Below are 15043 nucleotides of genomic sequence, written 5' to 3'. Positions count from 1 at the left end.
AGAAAGGCCTGACATGTCCCGAGAGCAGATCGTCACCGGCGCGGCCGACATGATCCGGCGGCGCGGCCTCAACGCGACGAGCATCCGCGAGGTCGCCAAGCACGCGGGCACGCCGCTCGGCTCGACCTACCACTACTTCCCCGGCGGCAAGACGCAGCTCGCGACCGAGGCGGTCCAGTGGGCGGCCGACACCGTCTCGAAGGTGCTCACGGCGAAGCTCCGCAAAGGACCGGTCGACGGGCTGAAGGCGTTCTTCGCGCTGTGGCGGCAGATCGTCACCGAGACCGGTTTTCAGGCCGGTTGTCCCGTGCTCGCCGTGTCCATCGAGGAGAACGTCAGCCCGCAGGCGCTCATGGCCGCGGCGGACGGGTTCCGGGCGTGGTCGGCACAGCTGGCCGCGTCTTTGGAGGAGCACGGGGTCTCGCCCGTGCGGGCGCGCAGCCTCGCCCACCTCTGCGTCTCGGCGGCGGAGGGCGCGGTCGCGATGTGCCGGGCCCAGCGCAGCATCGAACCGCTGGACGACGTGGCCGCCGAACTCACCGCCTTGCTACATGCCGCCACCGAAGATCCTGGAATGCGGCACACTGTCCCCATCAGGGGGTGATCCGAGTGGACGACGACGTCCAGCGCGCCGCGCGGAAGGTGCGCGATGTCGAACAGGCCGTGTCGGAGCACGTCACGCGCAGTGGTCCCATCACAGGACGAGCGTCCTCTCCGGACGGTGCGGTGACCGTGGTCGCCACGCCCGGCGGTCCGCCGCAGCAGATCGCGGTGAGCCCGGCGGCGTTGCGGATGGGCCCGCACGGACTGGCCGCCGAGATCATGCGCATCGCCGACAAGGCCCAGCGCAACGCGAACACCCGCCTGCACCAGACCCTGGACCGCGTGGTCGACCCGCGCGAGCTCACCGCTCTCGGCGTCGAACGCGGACCTGACGAGGACGAGCTCGGGTGGCAGCGGTGAACGAGGAACGCATGCGGGCCACCGAGCAGCTCCAGCGCGAACTCGCGGCCCTCACCGCCACGGTCGAGCACCCGAACGGCACGTGCATGGTCACGGCGTCGCCGAAGGGCGAGATCAAGGCCCTGCACCTGCACCCCTCGCTGCTGAAGCAGGGTGCGCAGGCCGTGGGGCAGGTCGTCACGGAGACCGTCCAGCTCGCCACGAACTCGGCCGTGCAGATCAGCTTCAACAAGATGGCCCTGGCCCTCGGTGACGGAATGGCGATCGACGTCGAGTCCATCGCCGGCGACTCACCCTTCCGGTCGACGTGGAACCCCGTCGTGGCACCCAAACCGCCTGCTGAGCAGGCACCACCGGAGCGCAGGCAGCGGGCGCCGCGCGTCGAGGACACCGACGACGACGCTTTCTTCGAGAACCCCTCGTGGCTCCGGTGATCAGCACCGTTAGGCTCGTCGACGGCATCAGGCAGGCGTGACCGGGAGGTCAGGATGGCGCAGGACATCGTCCCCATCGAGCTGGGGCTGACGCAGGGTGACGTCGTCACTCTGTGGGCACCCCGCTGGCGCGAGAAGGGCGAGGAGTGGGAGGCGTTCCTCGGCGACGAGGAAGACCTGTTCGTCTTCCCCGACGCCGCGCATCTCGCCGCCTTCGTGCGCACCGCCGAGGAGCACGACCTGACCGATCACCCTGCGTGGCCGGTCGTGCCGTCGCTGGGTGTCGCGGACCTCTCGCCGGACGACAACCACCAGTTCGACCTCGTCGGTGTGCCCGAGCTCGTCGCGGAGGACCCGGACACCTGGACGATCGGTGAGCTCGCCGACGTCATCGCGATCGTGCGCGCCCTCGCGGACGTCTGCGACCTGGAGAAGGTCCACGAGGTGCTCGACAGCGCCGAGGGCTTCTCGCTGCTGCCGCAGGGCACGCTGCCGTTCAGCGGCCGTGACGGCGGCAAGCTGTGGGGCGAGCTGTCCGAGGTCGTCTCCGAGAAGTGGGACGAGGTCCTCGACGCGATCGACAGCGTGGTGAACACGCCGGAGGTCCCCGAGAAGGAGCTCTCCGTCGCGCAGGAGGAGCTCGCCGTGCTGGAGGCCGCCACGGCCGCGGCCGCCGTCGACTCCCCCGCGGACGAGGACTCCGACGAGGAGAAGGCCGAGCCCACGGGCTTCTGGGCCGAGGTCGGCGTCGACCCAATCAAGATCATCACGTCCGCCGGCGAGTTCTACACGCTGCGCTGCTACCTGGGCGACGACCCGGTGTTCCTGGGCCGCCGCGGCAAGATCGAGGTCTTCACCTCGCAGCGCGCCCTGAGCCGCTTCGTCGCCGAGAACGACGAGCACGACCTGGCCGAGGTCGAGACCTGGAACGACATCAAGGTCAAGGCCACCGCGGGCGAGCTCGACGTCGAGGTGGACGACGACAACGTCTACGTGCTGACCGGCATCGCCGAGGACATGGAGGAGGGCCCCGACTCCCTCGACCCGCAGCAGCTCGACCTCGCCGTCGAACTGTTCGAGGACGCGGCCGAGTGGGCGGAGGACGAGTCCGTGAAGGACGCGCTCGCCTCGTCCGAGTCGCTGGGCTGGCTCGTGTCGTTCGTGGTGTCGCCGGATCCGACGCGTCTCGCGCCGTCCGCGCCGTACACCGCCGAGGTGGCCGCGTTCCGCACGCTGCAGGCCTCGTTCGAGGACCGGCTCAACACCAACTGAGTCCGCTTGCGCGAAGGGGCCGCTCACTTCTGGTGAGCGGCCCCTTTTCGTTGGCGTCTAACGGACTCGGTAGCTCACCGCGGGGAACGGGAAGTTGCCCTGGTGCAGGCTGCCGAGGACGTAGTAGAGGTCGCTGGGCTCACCAGGGCTCCCCTTCTGGCAGTCCGCGTTGAAGAAGACCTCGATGTCGGCGGCCGAGATGTTGCTCGCGGACTTCGCGGGCGTGATGTTCACGCACTGCTTGTTCGTGAGGTCGACCGAGTGCTTGGTGCCGGTCAGGTCCGTTCCGGCGTAGAAGGCGGCGTTCTCCCAGGAGTCGGCGCTGGCGGGCAGGGCGAGGGCCATCGAGGCGAGGACCGCGAGTCCTCCGGCGATCAGTGCAGGGCGCATGCGACCAACTCTTCCAGCGACAGCTGTCGATCAGCTGTCACGCACGACCGGAACCACATCCGGTTGACACACCTGTATGATACAGGTTTATGACAGGCTCCCGGTCGCAGCGCCTCGCCACCGAGCTGCGGGAGCGCATCACGCTCGGCGACTACGGTCCGGCCGGGTCGATCGAGAGCGAGGCAGAACTCGGCCGCCGCTACGAGGTCAGCCGCGTCACCGTGCGCCGCGCACTGGAGCAGCTCCGCGACGAAGGCCTGCTGGCGTCCCGAAAGGGCGCCGGCTGGTACGTCGTGTCGTTCGCACAACCGCTGGCGCTCGGCACGTTCCAGCACGCGCAGTCAGCCGTGGCCGAAGCCGGTGTCGCACTGGTGCGCACCGTTCTCGAGTACGGCTACCGCGAGGCCTCCGCCGGCGTCGCCTCGACGCTGGGTCCGGGCGAGATGCTGCGCGTGCGTTCGTTGCGCCGCACCGGAGACACGCCACTCGACGTCGTGACCGAGTGGGTACCCCTGGCGCTGGCCGCACCGGTGAGCCGCGCCGACGCCGAGTCGCCCGGAACCTGGGAGACGTTGCGCCGCAACGGAAACCAGATCGCCGTCGTGCGGCAGAGCATCGCCGCCGTCGCGGCGGGCGACGTCGGCTCCCTGCTCGGCGTCACCGCCGCCACGCCGGTGCTGCTGGTGCGCCGCATCGCGCTGGACGCCGCGGAGCACCCGATCGCCCTGTCCGAGCACCACTACCTGGGCCACCGGTTCCAGCTGGAGGTCGAGTTCCGCGGCTGGCCCGGCGCGGAACCTCCCGGCGTCGCCGCGATCCCCACGGAGGACTGACCATGCGCGTGCTCGTCACCGGTGCGGCCGGGTTCATCGGCTCGCACTTCACCCGCTACTGGCTGCGCGAACACCCGGCGGACGAGGTCATCGCCCTCGACGCGCTGACCTACCGCGGCACCCGCGCGAACCTGCCCGCCGACGTGCCGTTCGTGCACGCGGACATCGCCGACGCGGACGTCGAGGGCATCGACGTCGTCGTGAACTTCGCCGCCGAGTCGCACAACAGCCTCGCCGTGCTGGATCCCGGCCGCTTCTTCCGCACGAACGTCCTCAGCACGCAGGCGTTGCTGGAGTCCTGTCGTCGCGCGGGCGTTCGGCGGTTTCACCACGTGTCGACGTGCGAGGTGTACGGCGACCTTGCACTGGACGCCACCGAGGCGTTCCACGAGGACTCGCCCTACCGGCCACGCACGCCCTACAACGCGTCGAAGGCCGGCGCGGACCACGGGGTTCGCTCGTACCACGAGACGTTCGGCCTGCCGGTGACGATCACCAACTGCGCCAACAACTACGGCCCCAACCAGTTCCCCGAGAACGTCCTGCCGCTGTTCACGACGTGTGCTTTGAACGGCGAGCAACTGCCTGTCTACGCGTCGAGCGACAACCGCCGCGAGTGGATCCACGTGCTGGACCACTGCCGTGCGATCGACGCGGTGCTGCGGGACGGCGAGATCGGCCGGACCTACCACGTGGGCACGGGTGTCGAGGCGAGCGTCGATGAGATCGCCGACCTCGTTCTGGACGAGCTCGGGCTGCCGCGGTCGCGGAAGTCGATCGTCGCCGACCGTCCCGGCCACGACCGCCGCTACCTGCTGGACTCCACCCGGATCGGCCGCGAGCTCGGATGGCGCCCGGAGATCGGCTTCGAGGCCGGAGTCCGGGACACCATCCGCTGGTACGCCGCCAACCGCGCGTGGTGGGAGCCGCTGCTGAAGCTCAGCGCGATCGACGAGAGCACGTGGGCGGCTACGGCTGGGCGGTGAGCGCGGCGTAGCCCGGCTTGACCAGCTCGTTGATGATCGCCAGCCGCTCGTCGAACCCGAGGAACGCCGACTTCATGGCGTTGATCGTGAACCACTGAAGGTCCGCCCACCCGTAGCCGAACGTCTCGGCCAGCGCGGCGAACTCGCTCGACAGGGTGCAGTCGCTCATCAGGCGGTTGTCGGTGTTGACGGTGACGCGGAACCGCAGCTTGGCGAGCAGGCCGATCGGGTGGTCGGCCAGCGTCGGGGCGGCGCCGGTCTGGAGGTTCGAGGTCGGGCACATCTCCAGCGGGATGCGGCGGTCGCGGACGTACGCGGCCAGGCGGCCCAGCTGGACGGTGCCGTCGCCGGAAACCTTGATGTCGTCGACGATCCGCACGCCGTGGCCGAGTCGTTCGGCGCCGCAGTGCTGGATCGCCTCCCAGATGGACGGCAGGCCGAACGCCTCACCGGCGTGGATGGTGAAGTGCGCGTTCTGCTGGCGCAGGTACTCGAACGTGTCGAGGCCCCTGGTGGGAGGGAAACCGGCCTCGGGGCCCGCGATGTCGAAGCCGACGACGCCGAGGTCGCGGTAGCGGACGGCCAGCTCGGCGATGCGCAGCCAGCCCTCGTTCTGGCGCATCGCGCACAGCAGGGTGCCGATGCGGATCTTGCGGCCGGTCGCGGCGACGCGCTGCTCGCCGACGCGGAAGCCCTCCTGGACGGCCTCGACGACCTGTTCCAGCGAGAGGCCCTTGTCGGTGTTCAGCTCGGGCGCGTAGCGGATCTCGGCGTAGACGACGCCGTCCGCGGCCAGGTCCTCGACGGCCTCGGCGGCGACTCGCACCAGCGACGCCTCGTCCTGCATGACGCCGCACGTGTGGGCGAAGCCTTCGAGGTAGCGCACGAGGGAGCCGGAGTTGGCGTTGTCGCGGAACCAGCCGCCGAGGACGCCCGCGTCGGTGGTGGGCAGGCCCTGGTAGCCGGTGGCATCGGCGAGTTCGATCACCGTCTGCGGGCGGAGGCCACCGTCGAGGTGGTCGTGCAGCAGCACCTTCGGCGCGCTGCGGATGGACTCCAAGGTAAGCGGCGTGGACATTGCTACACGTTACTCCAGGCGACACGCCGCTTCAGTGCTGGCCAAAATGATCTTGCCGCCGATATGATCGTTTGCTGTATCAACGTCGTTGCAGATCCGTGATCAGCAACTTTCTGCAACCAACGCGAGGCTTGAGTCACCCCAAGGTAGGAACATCATCGGCGGCTACTGCCCGCATTCGGCCGGTGACTTGGCGTTCAGAGTAGTCGGGTAACCTGATCGGGTTAGTTGGCCATCCGCACCCGGCCATTTTCTGGCGGGGGTGGTACAGCGACGTCCCGTGACGCGGATAGGCTCCCGTGGTCTCCCCCTCCCCTGGACGAAGGCACTCAGCCGTGACAGAGAACAACAACTCCACGATGTCCTTCGATCGGATGCGCAACATGCTCACGCGCGCCGCGGAGATCCGTGAGAGCGAGCAGCAGCAGATCTTCGACGCGCTGGACGAGATCCACGCCCGGATGTCGCCTCTGGAGTCGCTGGGTTCGGTTCGCAAGCGCCTGTCGGAGCTGCCGGACCGCACCGAGGTCAGCGTTCTCGCTGAGCGCCTGGACGAGGCCCTCGCCAAGCTGGAGGCCCAGGACAACGCCGTCGCCGACATCGGTCGCGCGGTCGACGCCCTGGTGGACAAGCTCGCCAAGCCGTTCGCGCAGCTGGACGGACGCCTCGACGGCGTCGCCGGCCGCTTCGAGGGTGTCGCGGGCCGCATGGACGGCCTCGAGGACAAGCTCTCGAGCATCCACAAGCGCATCGACGACCTCGACGGCCACCTGGACAAGCAGGACGGCAAGGTCGACGCGATCCCGGCCGCCGTCACGAACCCGCTGCGCGAGCGCGTCGAAGCGCTGGAGGCCGCGCTGCGTGGCCGTCTCGACGAGGTGGACGAGGGCGTGCACGAGCACCTCGACGGCACCCGCGAGGCCCTGCAGAAGATCCTCGCCGAGTCCTTCTCCAGCGTGCACGGCCGCGCCGACGAGCAGCGTGACGCCCTCGCCGCTGCCCGCAGCGAGCTGGTCACCGCCATCGCCGAGAGCCGCGGGGAGCTGGCCGGGGCGATCAACGACAGCCGCGAGAAGCTGGTGTCCACGGTCACCGACCGCCACAACCAGCTGGCCGCGTCGCTCACCGAGACCCGCACCGAGCTGTCCGGCGCCGTGGCGGAGACCCGTGGCGAACTGGCCGGCGTCGTGGCGGAGACCCGCGACTCGCTCGCCGGAACGCTGGCCGAGACCCGCGACTCGCTCGCCGGCTCGCTCGCCGAGACCCGCACCGAGCTGGTGACCGCCGTCGCCGACACCCGCGAGGTCGTCAACGGCAAGCTGGACGAGGCCCGCACCGCCCTGTACGCGGCGATCGAGCAGTCCCGCGACCAGGTCGACGCCGCCGACCGCCTCGAGTCCCTGGCCCGCCGCCTGGAGCTCGTCACCTCGCAGCTCGACAACATGACCAACCGCCTGGACAAGGTCGAGGACGGCTTCGCCAGCCGCATCTCCGAGCTCGGCGGCACGGTCGACGCGAGCCTCACCAAGGTCGCCGAGACCGTGGGCGCCCGCCCGGACGCCGACGCGCTGCAGTCCCTGGTCCGCAAGTCGAACCAGGAGTCCGAACTGCGCATCGGCGGCCAGCTGGACGAGGCCATGGCCACCTTCGCCGAGCTCATCCTCGGCGGCGGCTCGCCCACGCCTCCCCCGCCGCCCACCGCCCTGCCGCGCCCGCAGCGCCGCACCCGCAAGAACGGCGGCCCGAAGCCGGCGAACGGTGGCAAGGACATGGACGACGACGACCTGGCGGCCGAGGGCGCCTGATCGCCTGAACCGCCCTGCCTGACGAACGGCCCCGGAGCTGCTGCTCCGGGGCCGTTCCGCGTCTTGAGGTGAACCCGCGCGAGGCGACACACGTGACCATGACGAGAGCGCTCACACACGCCGTGGTTATGCTCGCCGCCATCTGGGGGTGACCAAAAGGGCAGCCAGGGGCGTCCGGAAGGGAAGTCCGTGCAACAGCGACTTGTCGCCAACCGCTACGCACTGCTGGCCGAACTCGGCCGAGGTGCGATGGGCGTCGTGTGGCGTGCCCAGGACCAGGTGCTCGGCCGGGCCGTCGCGCTCAAGGAGCTGCACCCACCGCAGGGCATGGCCGCCGAGGAACGCAACGTGCTGGAGGAGCGCATGCTCCGCGAGGCGCGGACCGCCGGCCGGCTGAACCACCCCGCCGTCGTGACGGTCTACGACATCGTCCGGGAGAACGACCGCACCTACCTCGCGATGGAACTGGTCGACGCGCTCGACCTCTCCACCATCGTGCAACGGCACGGGCCGCGCGACTCGGTGTGGATGGCGAACGTGGCGTTGCAGGTGCTGGGCGCACTGGAGGCCGCGCACCAGGCCGGCATCGTTCATCGGGACGTCAAGCCCAGCAACATCATGGTGCGCCCGGACGGCGCCGTGAAGCTCACCGACTTCGGCATCGCGCAGGCGATGGACGACCCCAGGCTCACCCACAACGGCGGCATCGTCGGTTCGCCCGCGTACATGTCACCGGACCGGCTCAGCGGCTGGGAGGCCTCGCCCGCGTCGGACCTGTGGGCGCTCGGCGTCACGATGGCGCACGCGGTCGAGGGCATCAGCCCGTTCGAACGCACCTCCACGGCGTCGACGCTGCACGCCGTCATGAACGAGCCACCCGTGCTGCGGCGCGCCTCGCCCGCGCTGGCCGAGGTGATCCGCGGGTTCCTCACCGTCGACGTGACGCGCCGGCTGACCGCGCCCCAGGCGCGGCAGATGCTGACCGCGATCAGCCAGGGCGCCACGCAGGTTTCGTTGCCGCACAACAACAGTGGCAAGAAGAAGGGCACGGCGGTCAAGATCGCCGCAGTGGTCGTCGGCATCGCCGTACTCGCGGGCGTCGCGTTCGCCGGGTACCAGGTCTTCAAGCCGAAGAACTCGACCACGAACAACGCGGGTCCGAGCACCAGCCAGACCAGCGAGAACTCCGGCGAGTGGACCGAGGCCGCGTCCCTGCCGGTAGGTGCCCCGCTGCCGTCGCGCCGCATCGCCACGTTCGGCCGCGGCGGCGACGTGCCCGAGTGGAACCTCTCCGGCACGCAGTGCGCCAAGGACTTCCTCACGCAGGGGTCACCGGTCAGGTCCGAGGTGCCGTGCAGCGGGCCGCACGGGATTCAGCTCTTCTCCGCCGCGACGCCGTTGTGGGACAAGCCGAAGGACATCGCCTACCCCGGCACGCAGTGGCTCGCCGACTTCACCAAGAACTACTGCACCGAGCAGTTCAAGGCCATCGAGCCGAACTCCAAGGAGGTCCTCGGCTTCACCGGCCTCGTGCCCACGCAGAAGGAGTGGGAGGCCTACAACGACGCGGCGACGCCGGGCCGCCAGGAGGTCCTGTGCGTGCTGTGGAAGCAGGACAGGTCGCCCCTGGCGGGCTCGCTCGTCGGCTAACCGCGGATGGTGTCGATCACCAGCGGTGAACGCTCCGGCGCGGAGTCGGTGACCTCGTAGGCGCCTTCCAGCGCCTGCAGAGCACCGTCGACCGCGTCCGGGGTGTCGGTGTACAGCTCCAGCAACGGCTGGCCTGCCTCGACGGAATCCCCCGGCTTGGCCAGGCAGAGCACGCCGGCACCGAACTGCACCGGGTCCTCCTTGCGCGCACGGCCGGCACCGAGCCGCCACGCCGCCACCCCGACGCCGTAAGCGTCCAAAGTGGACAGCACGCCGGTGGCGGGCGCTTCGACGACGTGCTTGTGCGAGGCGACGGGCAGTGCGGCATCGGGATCGCCGCCCTGGGCACGGATCATCCGCGCCCACACCTCGTACGCCTCACCGGACGCCAGCACGGCCGCCGGGTCGACCGAAATCCCGGCCAGCGACAACATCTCACGTGCCAGGGCCACGGTCAGCTCGACCACGTCGGCAGGTCCGCCACCGCGCAGCACGTCGACGGACTCGGCCACCTCGACCGCGTTGCCGACTGCGCGGCCCAGAGGCACCGACATGTCGGTCAGCAGGGCCGAGATCCGCACGCCGTGCTGGACGCCGATGGCGACCAACGCCTCGGCCAGCGCACGTGCGGACGTCAGGTCCTTCATGAACGCGCCGGAGCCGACCTTCACGTCCAGCACCAGTGACTCGGCGCCCTCGGCGATCTTCTTCGACATGATCGAGGACGCGATCAGCGGAATCGCCTCGACCGTTCCGGTGACATCCCGCAACGCGTAGAGCTTGCGGTCGGCCGGAGCAAGTCCTTCGGTGGCAGCACAAACCACGGCACCGACCGACGACAGCTGGTCGAGAATCTCCGAAGTGGACAGTGCGGCCCGCCACCCCGGGATCGACTCCAGCTTGTCCAGGGTCCCGCCGGTGTGGCCGAGACCGCGGCCCGAAAGCTGCGGCACGGCAGCGCCACACGCGGCGACGAGAGGTGCCAGCGGCAGCGTGATCTTGTCGCCGACACCGCCCGTCGAGTGCTTGTCCACGGTCGGGCGGTCGACGTGCAGCGAGAGCCGTTCGCCGGACGAGATCATCGCCTGCGTCCAGCGCGCGGTCTCGGACGACGTCATGCCGTTGAGGAAGATCGCCATGGCCAGCGCGGACATCTGCTCGTCTGCGACGGCACCGTGCGTGTAGGCGTCGATGACCCAGTCGATCTGCGCGTCCGACAACGCCAAACCGTCGCGCTTGGCGCGAATGACGTCCACGGCGGAGAAACTCATGGCAGATCCTCCGGTCCGAACGCGTCCGGCAGCACCGACGACATCGGCAGCACACCGGAAGGCGTGTCCACCAAACAGTCACGACCGCCCAGTTCGTAGAGAACCTGACGGCAGCGACCGCACGGCATCAGCAGCTCACCGGCACCGGAACGACAGGCCACGGCGACGAACCGGCCGCCGCCCGTGAGCTGCAACTGCCCGGCCATCGCGCACTCGGCGCACAAACCCACGCCGTACGAGGCGTTCTCGACGTTGCACCCGGTGACGATGCGGCCGTCGTCGCACAACGCCGCTGATCCGACCTGCAGCCCCGAGTACGGGCAGTGGGCGAACGACGCCGCCTCCACTGCCCGTGCCCGCAGCAGGTCCCAGTCGACCTCAGCCACGGCGGTAGACCAGTCCGTCAGCGGCCGGCATTCGCAACCGCTGCGACGCCACGGCCAGCACGGCCAGCGTCACCATGTGCGGGGCGTACGACACGAACTCGCCGGGGATCTCGTCGAGGCTGATGTACAGCAGGTACATCAGCACGGCCACGACGATCGCCGACGCGGCGGAGAACCACCGCTGGCGGATCAGCTGCCACACCACGATCGCGGCGAGCAGGATCACCACGCCGTAGACCAGCGCCAGCACCGTCTCGCCGCCCGAACGCAGCTGCAGGCCGTCGGCGTAACCGAACAGCGCCGCGCCACCCAGCAGGCCGCCGGGCCGCCAGTTGCCGAAGATCATCGCGGCGAGGCCGATGTAGCCGCGGCCGCCGGTCTGACCCTCCAGGTAGGACAGCTGACCGGGGTTGAGCACCAGCGCGGCGCCACCCAGGCCGGCGAGACCACCGGAGACGATCACGGCGACGTACTTGTGGAAGTACACCTTCACGCCCAGCGAGTCCGCCGCGTGCGGGTTCTCGCCGACCGAGCGCAGGCGCAGGCCGAAGCGGGTGCGCCAGAGCAGGTAGTACGACAGCGGCAGCAGCAGGATCGCGATCATCGTCAGCGGCGAGACGCCGGTGACCAGGCCGCGCAGGATGCCTGCGACGTCGGAGATGAACAGCCGCTGGCCCGCTTCGAGCTCGCCGAGCCAGTCACCGAGACCAGCCGCCGAGAAGGTGTCGAACGACTGGACCGGCGGCGACTGCCGCGGGTTGTTCGACAGCGGCAGGAAGATCAGCGTCGACAGGTACTTCGTCAGACCGGCGCCGAGCAGGTTGATCGCCACACCGGAGACGATGTGGTTGACGCCGAACGTGACCGTGGCGATCGCGTGCAGCAGACCGCCCAGCGAACCGAAGACGACGGCCGCGACGAGAGCGGCCCACGGACCCCACTGGTAGCCGGCCCACGCCGCGCCCCAGGTGCCCATGATCATCATGCCTTCGAGGCCGATGTTGACCACGCCGGCGCGTTCCGCCCACAGGCCGCCGAGACCGGCGAGCAGGATCGGCAGCGCGAGCCGGACCGCGGTCTGGGTCGTGCCCGACGACGTGAGCTGCGGGAACCCGGTCTGCATCGACGTGATCGACAGCAACGCGATCGCGCCGGCGACACCGAGCATGGCCACTGCCCAGCCGGGCATCTTGCGCTTGCGAGGCGCCGCCGGGATGTGCGGCTTCTCTTCCAACGTCGAGATCACGCCGCACCTCCGACAGTTCCGAGCTCACGGCCGACGCGACGCTGCTCCGAGGCGAGCTCGAAGCGTCGCACCACCTCGTAGGCGACGACGACCGACAGGACGATCGAGCCCTGCATGATGGTGACGATCTCCCTGGGCACCCCGACGTTGTCGAGCGCGAGACCCGACTTGTCGAGGAACGCCCAGAGCAGTGCGCCGAACGCGATGCCACCGGGGTGGTTGCGGCCGAGCAGCGCGATCGCGATGCCCGAGAAGCCGATGCCCGCGGTGAAGTTCAGGCTGAACGTGTGGTCCCGGCCGAGCAGTTCCGGCAGCGAGATCAGGCCCGCGATGGCTCCCGAGAGCAGCATCGCGACCAGCACCATCTTCTTGGAGTTGACGCCACCCGCCGACGCGGCGGTCGAGGACTCGCCGGAGGCGCGCAGCTCGAAGCCGAACCGGGTCTTGTTCATCATGATCCAGTAGCCGATGCCCAGGGCGATGGCCACGAAGATGAAGCCGAACATCGTGCCGGAGCCGCCGAACGAGATGCCGGGCATCCAGCCGCTCTCCGGGATCTCGGCGGTGCGGATGTTGTTGCCCCGCAGCTCACCGAAGACGTCCCGGCGGATCAGGTACGCGGACAGGCCGATCGCCAGGCCGTTCATCATGATCGTCGAGATGACCTCGTTGACGCCGCGCGTCACCTTGAGGATCGCGGGGATCGCGGCCCAGGCGGCACCGGCGATCGCGGCCACGATGATGATCACCAGCGTGTGGATGCCGGTGGGCAGCGCGATCGAGCCGCCGACGACCGCGGCGACCACGGCCGCGACGCGGTACTGGCCCTCGACACCGATGTTGAACAGGTTCATCTGGAACCCGATCGCCACCGCGAGCGCCGCGACGTAGTAGATGCCCGTCGAGTTGAGGATGTCGACGAACGTCGTGCCCTTGCCGACCTGCGTCACCATCGCACCGAACGCGCTGAGCGGGTTCGCGCCGGAGATGATGAGCGCCACGCCGCACAACAGCAGTGAGAAGACGATCGCCAACGCGGGCGGCAGGAGTTTGCCGCGCAGGTGTCCCATCAGTTCTCGCCTTCCTCGACGACAGCGGTCTCCTGGACCGCTGCGCTCGTGCTGCCCGCACCCGTCATCGCGCTGCCGAGGTCCTCGGGCGTGACGGTGTTCGGGTCGGCGTCGGCCACCAGGCGTCCGCGCAGCATGACCTTGATCGTGTCCGAGAGGCCGATCAGCTCGTCCAGGTCGGCGGAGATCAGCAGCACGGCGAGACCGGCGGCACGGGCGCGCTTGATCTCGTCCCAGATCAGCGCCTGCGCGCCGACGTCCACACCGCGGGTCGGGTGCGAGGCGATCAGCAGCACGGGGTCGCCGGACAGTTCGCGGCCGACGACGAGCTTCTGCTGGTTGCCGCCCGAGAGCGCGGCGGCGGGAACGTCGATGCCGGGCGTGCGGACGTCGAACTCGGTGACGATCCGCTCGGTGTCCTTCTTCGCGCCGTCGGTGTCGAGCCAGATGCCCTTGGCCGTCGGCTTGCGCGTCTGGTAGCCGAGGATCCGGTTGTACCAAAGGGGTTGCGTGAGCAGCAGGCCGTGGCGGTGACGGTCCTCGGGGATGTAACCGATGCCCGCCTCGCGCCGGGCGAGCGTGCCCAGCTTCGTGAGGTCCTTGTCCTGCAACGTGATCGTGCCGCTGCCGGCCTTGCGCATGCCCATGATCGTCTCGACGAGCTCGGTCTGGCCGTTGCCCTCGACGCCGGCGATGCCGACGACCTCGCCGGAGCGGACCACCATGTCGACGTCGTCGAGGATCGGCCGCGTGCCGTCCGGAGTCATCAGCTTGAGGCCCTTGACGTCCAGCACGACCGTGTCGGTCACGGTGGACTCGCGGGTCTCCGGGCTGGGGAGCTCGCTGCCGACCATCATCTCGGCGAGCTGCCGGGAGCTGACGGTCTTCGGGTCCGCGCTGCCCACGGTCGTGCCGCGGCGGATCACCGTGACGGAGTCCGCGATCGCGCGGACCTCGTCGAGCTTGTGCGAGATGAACAGGAACGTGTAGCCCTGTTCCTGCATGCCGCGGACGGTGTCGAAGAGCTCGTTGACCTCCTGCGGCACGAGCACGGCGGTGGGCTCGTCCAGGATGATCACCTTGGCGCCGCGGTAGAGCACCTTGAGGATCTCGACGCGCTGCCGGTCGGCGACGCCGAGCTGCTCGACCAGAACGCCGGGGTCGACGTTGAGGCCGGTCCTGCCGGAGAGCTCGATGATGCGCGCGCGGGCTTTCTTGCCGATGCCGTGCAGAGCCTCGGCACCCAGGACCACGTTCTCCTGGACGGTGAGGTTGTCGGCCAGCATGAAGTGCTGGTGCACCATGCCGATACCGGCCTTGATGGCGTCGGACGGCGTGCGGAACCGCACCTGTTCGCCGTTCACCTCGATGGTGCCCTCGTCCGGCGGCTGCATGCCGTAGAGGATCTTCATCAGGGTGGACTTGCCCGCGCCGTTCTCACCGCACAGGGCATGTACCTCGCCACGGCGGACGGTCAGGTGCACGTCGCTGTTGGCGACCACACCGGGGAATCGCTTCGTGATGCCGGTGAGCACCACCGCGGGGGGATCATCCGTCCGTGCGGACGTGGAACTGCTCATCGTCGAGTGCTCCTCCTACCACGCACCAGGCCCTGTGAGGGCAGATCCTCACAGGGCCCGGCACGTGCAAACGACTTGA

At 69.4% G+C, this 15043-nt stretch carries 15 protein-coding genes; 8 read left to right on the top strand and 7 right to left on the bottom strand.

From position 1 onward, the window contains the following. Positions 1 to 13 precede the first annotated feature (13 nt). The 4 genes from BM417_RS11675 to BM417_RS11660 are packed head-to-tail and all read left to right on the top strand — an operon-like array spanning position 14 to position 2669. A complete protein-coding gene (locus BM417_RS11675; protein ID WP_093591583.1) occupies positions 14 to 604 on the top strand; it encodes a TetR/AcrR family transcriptional regulator in 591 nt (196 codons plus the stop codon). A gap of 5 nt (positions 605 to 609) precedes the next feature. Then, on the top strand, positions 610 to 963 hold the full coding sequence (locus BM417_RS11670) for a hypothetical protein (RefSeq protein WP_245821863.1): 354 nt from the start codon (positions 610 to 612) through the stop codon (positions 961 to 963). Then, positions 951 to 1397 carry a YbaB/EbfC family nucleoid-associated protein gene (locus BM417_RS11665; RefSeq protein ID WP_093591580.1) on the top strand — a complete coding sequence of 149 codons (447 nt, stop codon included), beginning with the start codon at positions 951 to 953 and terminating at the stop codon, positions 1395 to 1397. The genes BM417_RS11670 and BM417_RS11665 overlap by 13 nt, the downstream gene beginning before the upstream one ends. Before the next feature lie 54 nt (positions 1398 to 1451). Next, the gene (locus tag BM417_RS11660) at positions 1452 to 2669 is read left to right on the top strand and encodes a primosomal protein (RefSeq protein WP_093591577.1); all 1218 of its coding nucleotides are present in this window, start codon (positions 1452 to 1454) and stop codon (positions 2667 to 2669) included. 57 nt (positions 2670 to 2726) lie between these two features. Here BM417_RS11660 and BM417_RS11655 read toward each other — a convergent pair whose 3' ends face one another. Beyond that, complete coding sequence (locus tag BM417_RS11655) at positions 2727 to 3059, bottom strand: hypothetical protein (protein ID WP_093591574.1); 333 nt, start codon at positions 3057 to 3059, stop codon at positions 2727 to 2729. Between the two features lie 89 nt (positions 3060 to 3148). Here BM417_RS11655 and BM417_RS11650 point away from each other — a divergent pair, with 89 nt between their 5' ends. Both BM417_RS11650 and BM417_RS11645 read left to right on the top strand, forming a co-directional pair. Continuing rightward, positions 3149 to 3892: a GntR family transcriptional regulator gene (locus tag BM417_RS11650; RefSeq protein WP_093591571.1), complete on the top strand. Its 744-nt coding sequence runs from the start codon at positions 3149 to 3151 to the stop codon at positions 3890 to 3892. Positions 3893 to 3894: 2 nt separating this feature from the next. After that, positions 3895 to 4878: a dTDP-glucose 4,6-dehydratase gene (locus BM417_RS11645; protein ID WP_093591568.1), complete on the top strand. Its 984-nt coding sequence runs from the start codon at positions 3895 to 3897 to the stop codon at positions 4876 to 4878. Here BM417_RS11645 and BM417_RS11640 read toward each other — a convergent pair. Further along, on the bottom strand, positions 4862 to 5956 hold the full coding sequence (locus BM417_RS11640) for an adenosine deaminase (protein WP_093591565.1): 1095 nt from the start codon (positions 5954 to 5956) through the stop codon (positions 4862 to 4864). The genes BM417_RS11645 and BM417_RS11640 overlap by 17 nt on opposite strands. A gap of 374 nt (positions 5957 to 6330) precedes the next feature. On the opposite strand from BM417_RS11640, the gene BM417_RS11635 reads away from it, so the two are divergent. Both BM417_RS11635 and BM417_RS11630 read left to right on the top strand, forming a co-directional pair. Next, positions 6331 to 7761 carry a hypothetical protein gene (locus BM417_RS11635; RefSeq protein ID WP_407656147.1) on the top strand — a complete coding sequence of 477 codons (1431 nt, stop codon included), beginning with the start codon at positions 6331 to 6333 and terminating at the stop codon, positions 7759 to 7761. A gap of 189 nt (positions 7762 to 7950) precedes the next feature. Further along, entirely contained in the window at positions 7951 to 9411 is a 1461-nt protein-coding gene (locus BM417_RS11630; protein ID WP_245821862.1) for a serine/threonine-protein kinase, read from the top strand. On the opposite strand, the gene BM417_RS11625 is transcribed toward BM417_RS11630, so the two are convergent. The 5 genes from BM417_RS11625 to BM417_RS11605 are packed head-to-tail and all read right to left on the bottom strand — an operon-like array spanning position 9408 to position 14964. Next, the gene (locus BM417_RS11625) at positions 9408 to 10682 is read right to left on the bottom strand and encodes a thymidine phosphorylase (protein WP_093591562.1); all 1275 of its coding nucleotides are present in this window, start codon (positions 10680 to 10682) and stop codon (positions 9408 to 9410) included. The genes BM417_RS11630 and BM417_RS11625 overlap by 4 nt on opposite strands. Then, positions 10679 to 11068, bottom strand: a complete 390-nt coding sequence (locus tag BM417_RS11620; protein ID WP_030478475.1) for a cytidine deaminase — start codon at positions 11066 to 11068, stop codon at positions 10679 to 10681. The genes BM417_RS11625 and BM417_RS11620 overlap by 4 nt, the downstream gene beginning before the upstream one ends. Continuing rightward, positions 11061 to 12257 carry an ABC transporter permease gene (locus BM417_RS11615; RefSeq protein ID WP_093593541.1) on the bottom strand — a complete coding sequence of 399 codons (1197 nt, stop codon included), beginning with the start codon at positions 12255 to 12257 and terminating at the stop codon, positions 11061 to 11063. The genes BM417_RS11620 and BM417_RS11615 overlap by 8 nt, the downstream gene beginning before the upstream one ends. A 53-nt stretch (positions 12258 to 12310) precedes the next feature. Then, a complete protein-coding gene (locus BM417_RS11610; protein WP_093591559.1) occupies positions 12311 to 13384 on the bottom strand; it encodes an ABC transporter permease in 1074 nt (357 codons plus the stop codon). Next, positions 13384 to 14964, bottom strand: a complete 1581-nt coding sequence (locus tag BM417_RS11605; RefSeq protein ID WP_093591556.1) for an ABC transporter ATP-binding protein — start codon at positions 14962 to 14964, stop codon at positions 13384 to 13386. Before BM417_RS11605 ends, BM417_RS11610 begins: the two co-directional genes overlap by 1 nt. Positions 14965 to 15043 lie beyond the last annotated feature (79 nt).

Source organism: Lentzea waywayandensis (assembly GCF_900115955.1).
Lineage (GTDB): Bacteria > Actinomycetota > Actinomycetes > Mycobacteriales > Pseudonocardiaceae > Lentzea > Lentzea waywayandensis.
The sequence above is the reverse complement of the archived record's forward strand: the minus strand, read 5'-3'. Positions and strand labels throughout refer to the sequence as shown.